The 3,592-nt window shown below is 69.7% G+C and carries 3 protein-coding genes; 1 reads left to right on the top strand and 2 read right to left on the bottom strand.

Translation table 11 applies throughout. The annotated features are described in order from the left end of the window. Window positions 1-128 precede the first annotated feature (128 nt). The gene (locus VIR15_RS19005; RefSeq protein WP_331930643.1) at window positions 129-530 is read right to left on the bottom strand and encodes a RidA family protein; all 402 of its coding nucleotides are present in this window, start codon (window positions 528-530) and stop codon (window positions 129-131) included. Continuing rightward, a complete protein-coding gene (locus VIR15_RS19000) occupies window positions 527-1,294 on the bottom strand; it encodes an SDR family NAD(P)-dependent oxidoreductase (RefSeq protein WP_331930641.1) in 768 nt (255 codons plus the stop codon). Before VIR15_RS19000 ends, VIR15_RS19005 begins: the two co-directional genes overlap by 4 nt. 477 nt (window positions 1,295-1,771) lie before the next feature. On the opposite strand from VIR15_RS19000, the gene VIR15_RS18995 reads away from it, so the two are divergent. Next, a complete protein-coding gene (locus VIR15_RS18995; RefSeq protein WP_331930639.1) occupies window positions 1,772-3,463 on the top strand; it encodes an NAD(P)-binding protein in 1,692 nt (563 codons plus the stop codon). Window positions 3,464-3,592: the final 129 nt, after the last annotated feature.

Here is a 3,592-nt window from a genome sequence, read left to right as displayed (position 1 = left end):
CTCTTGTCGCCGCGCTTGGCCTGGCGGCCGCCACCCGGTCGCGAGCCGTTTGACCCGCTCTGACCTCTACTCCCGGTAGGTGTCGCAGCGGGATCCCGCGGTTCCCGACTGACCGGGGCCGGCGCACATCAGTCGGGCAGGACGGCGAAGCCCTGGACCTCGACGAGGGCGTCCTCGTCCCACAGCCGGGCCACGCCGATGCCGGCCATGGCCGGATACGCCGCCCCGACGAGGCGCCGCCAGACCGCTCCGATCTCCGCGGAGTGCGCACGGTAGTCGTCCATGTCGACGATGTAGATCGTCACGCTCGCCAGGTGCTCGGGCTCGCCACCGGCGGCTCGTAGGGAGGTCAGCATCGACGTGAGCGCCCGCTCGAACTGCTCGACGACCGTGTCGCCCACGATGCGGCCATTTTCGTCGAGCGCGGTCTGCCCGGCGAGGAACACCATGCGCCCTCGGCCCACGACGGCGTGGCTGAACCCACTCGGCCGACCGAGCTCAGGAGGGTTCACGTGCTCCAGGGCGCTCATGACTGGACCGCACCTCCGTCAACATTGATGGCCTGGCCGGTGATCGCGGGCGTCGTCACGCACAGCAGCACCGTGGCCGCCACCTCCTCAGGCCGGATGAGCCGCCCGATCGGCTGCTTCGCCTCGAGAGCGGCTCGGGCCTCGGACTCCGTGCGTCCCGTGCTGGCGACGATGCCGGCCACGGTCTCGTCGGTCATCGGCGTGTCCACGTAGCCCGGGCACACGGCGTTGACGGTCACTCCGGTGCCGGCCACTTCGGCGGCGGCAGACCGCACGAGCCCGAGCACGCCGTGCTTGCTCGCGGTGTAGGCGGCGATGTAGGGCTCGCCCACCTTCGCTGCGACCGAGGCGATGACGACGACCCGCCCGTGCCCGCGCCCCGTCATGCCGGGCAGCGCTCGCCGGAGGCACCGGAACGGAGCGGTGAGGTTGAGGTCGAGCATTTGCTGCCATTGCTCGTCGGTCGTCTTCGCCAACCGGGCGGACGTGCCGGCCCCGGCGTTCGCGACGAGGACGCTGACGGTCCCGAGCTCGGCCTCGACCCGCTCGAAGAGCTCGTCGACGAATTCTCGATCGGTGATGTCACCCGGCACGACGAGGGTCGGTCCGGGACACGCGGCGGCGGTCTCCTTGAGCTCGGTCGCGTTGCGGGCGGTGAGGGCGACCGAGTGACCGGCCTCGCTGAGAGCTACCGCAACGGCTCGCCCGATGCCCCGCCCGGCGCCGGAGACGAGCGCGACAGGCGGCACGGCGGTGTCGGTCACGTCACAGACCTTCCCATTCGTCCGTAACGACCGTCAACGCTCCGACATATGCGCCGCGGCGGATCTTGCACGGTGGACGCCAGGTGGGGACCCGGGTCCTCAGGTGGCGGGATCGAGGCTGGTTCTTCCGCCAGATGAGGACCACGGCGCTTGACTGGCGTGTGTGACACGGAGCGCACCGTCGACGAAGCTCGGGAGGGCTGGGACTGCGATGGTGCTGGAGGCGAGCTCAGCGGCATACGGGATGTTCCCTCGCAATCGAAGGAACAGCAATTGGGAAGTCGCCTCCCAAATCTTGTTCACTCGATTGTGGGGTGTGTGTCGTATGCCGCTGAGCTCGCTCCCGCTCGAATGTGACCTTGCACTCGACGTGACCAAGGGGACAACACCGGCCCGCGATCCGGCAGGTACTGTAGTACTACAACTCGTAGTACCCGGTGTCCCGGGCGTGGCTGCGTCCGGGCGCGGACCTTGGAGATGCGCGTGTCCGAACAGCAACGAGACCTCACCCCGCTGGCGCCGCTTGGCTTGGGACGCCTCCGTTCCGGGCCGGTGCGCTCCCAGCGCCCGATCTACGTCGACCTGCTCCCGCCGTGCAACGCAGGGTGTCCCGCCGGGGAGAACATCCAGGCCTGGCTGGCCCACGAGAAGGACGGCGACCACGAGGCGGCGTGGCGGCAGCTGACGGCGGACAACCCGTTCCCGGCGATCCACGGACGGGTCTGCTACCACCCGTGCGAGACCGCCTGCAACCGGGTCGACCTGGACGGTGCCGTGTCGATCCACGCGGTCGAGCGGTTCCTCGGCGACCTCGCCATCGAGCAGGGCTGGCAGTTCGAGCCTCCGGCCACCCGGACGGGACGCCGCGTGCTCGTCATCGGTTCCGGGCCGAGTGGGCTGTCCGCCGCCTTCCACCTCGCCCGCCTCGGGCACGAGGTCGTCGTGCGCGACAACGGACCCGAGCCCGGCGGCATGATGCGCTACGGCATCCCGGCCTATCGGCTGCCCCGGCACGTCCTCGATGCGGAGATCGCGCGCCTGGTGACCCTCGGGGTGCGCTTCGAGCAGAACCATCGAGTCACCGACCTCGAGGCCGAGAAGGTCGAGGGCGACTTCGACGCCGTCTTCGTCGCGGTCGGGGCGCACCTGTCGAAGCGGGTCGACATCCCGAACATGGACGCCAAGCGCGTCCTCGACGCCGTCACCTTCCTGCGCGGCGTCGAGACGGGCGAACAGGAGGCGCTGAGCGGGACCGTCGCGGTCTACGGCGGCGGCAACACCGCGATGGATGCCGCCCGTGTAGCCCGGCGCGTCGGCGCCGACGAGTCCGTCATCGTCTACCGCCGGAGCCGGGAGCAGATGCCTGCCCACGAGGAGGAGGCGGAGGACGCCGAGGCCGAGGGGATCCGGATCAACTGGCTGCGCACCATCAAGGACATGGGCGAGGGCGACCTCACCGTCGAGGTCCAGGAGCTGGACGAACGCGGCCGCCCGCACGGGACCGGTGTCTACGAGACGCTTGCAGCCGACACGGTCATCCTCGCGCTCGGCCAGGAGAGCGACACCGCCTTCCTGCGCGGCGTGGCGGGCGTCGAGTTCGATGACGACGTCGTGCAGGTCCATCCCTCGACGCTGATGACCGGCGCGCCGGGGATCTTCGCCGGCGGTGACGCGGTCCCGAGCCAGCGCACCGTGACGATCGGCGTCGGGCACGGCAAGCGGGCCGCTCGGAGCATCGATGCGTGGCTCCGCTCCGAGGAGTTCGTCAAGGCGCCCAAGCACGACATCATCCACTCCGACCGGCTCAACCTCTGGTACTTCGGCGACCACGATCGGCGCCAGCAGCCGGAGCTCGACCCGGCGGTGCGCATCAAGGCCTTCGAGGAGGTCGTCGCCGGGCTGTCCGAGCAGGAGGCGCTGTTCGAGGCAGGCCGGTGCCTGTCGTGCGGCAACTGCTTCGAGTGCGACGGCTGCTTCGGATCGTGCCCGGAGGACGCGATCATCAAGCTGGGCAAGGGACTTCGTTACGAGTTCAACTACGCCAAGTGCACCGGATGCGGCACGTGCTATCGCCAGTGCCCCGTCCACGCCATCGAGATGGTGGCCGAGTCGGAGTTCGAGTCTGAGTCTGCGCCGGTGCAGGTCACCGACGCGGTGGAGAGGGGCTGACGTGACAACCACGGACGTGGCCACCAGGGAAGAGGCCACCAGGGAACAGGTCACCATCGACGGGAACGAGGCCGCGGCCGACGTCGCCTTCCGGCTCAACGAGCTCTGCGCCATCTACCCGATCACGCC

The organism is Intrasporangium sp., from assembly GCF_036566125.1.
Lineage (GTDB): Bacteria > Actinomycetota > Actinomycetes > Actinomycetales > Dermatophilaceae > Intrasporangium.
This window is presented reverse-complemented; position numbering and strand designations above follow the sequence as displayed.

Excerpts from the sequence above, each read along its gene's own strand:
- VIR15_RS19005 (WP_331930643.1), bottom strand. The coding sequence starts at position 530 with ATGAGCGCCCTGGAGCACGTGAACCCTCCTGAGCTCGGTCGGCCGAGT.
- VIR15_RS18995 (WP_331930639.1), top strand. The coding sequence starts at position 1,772 with ATGCGCGTGTCCGAACAGCAACGAGACCTCACCCCGCTGGCGCCGCTT.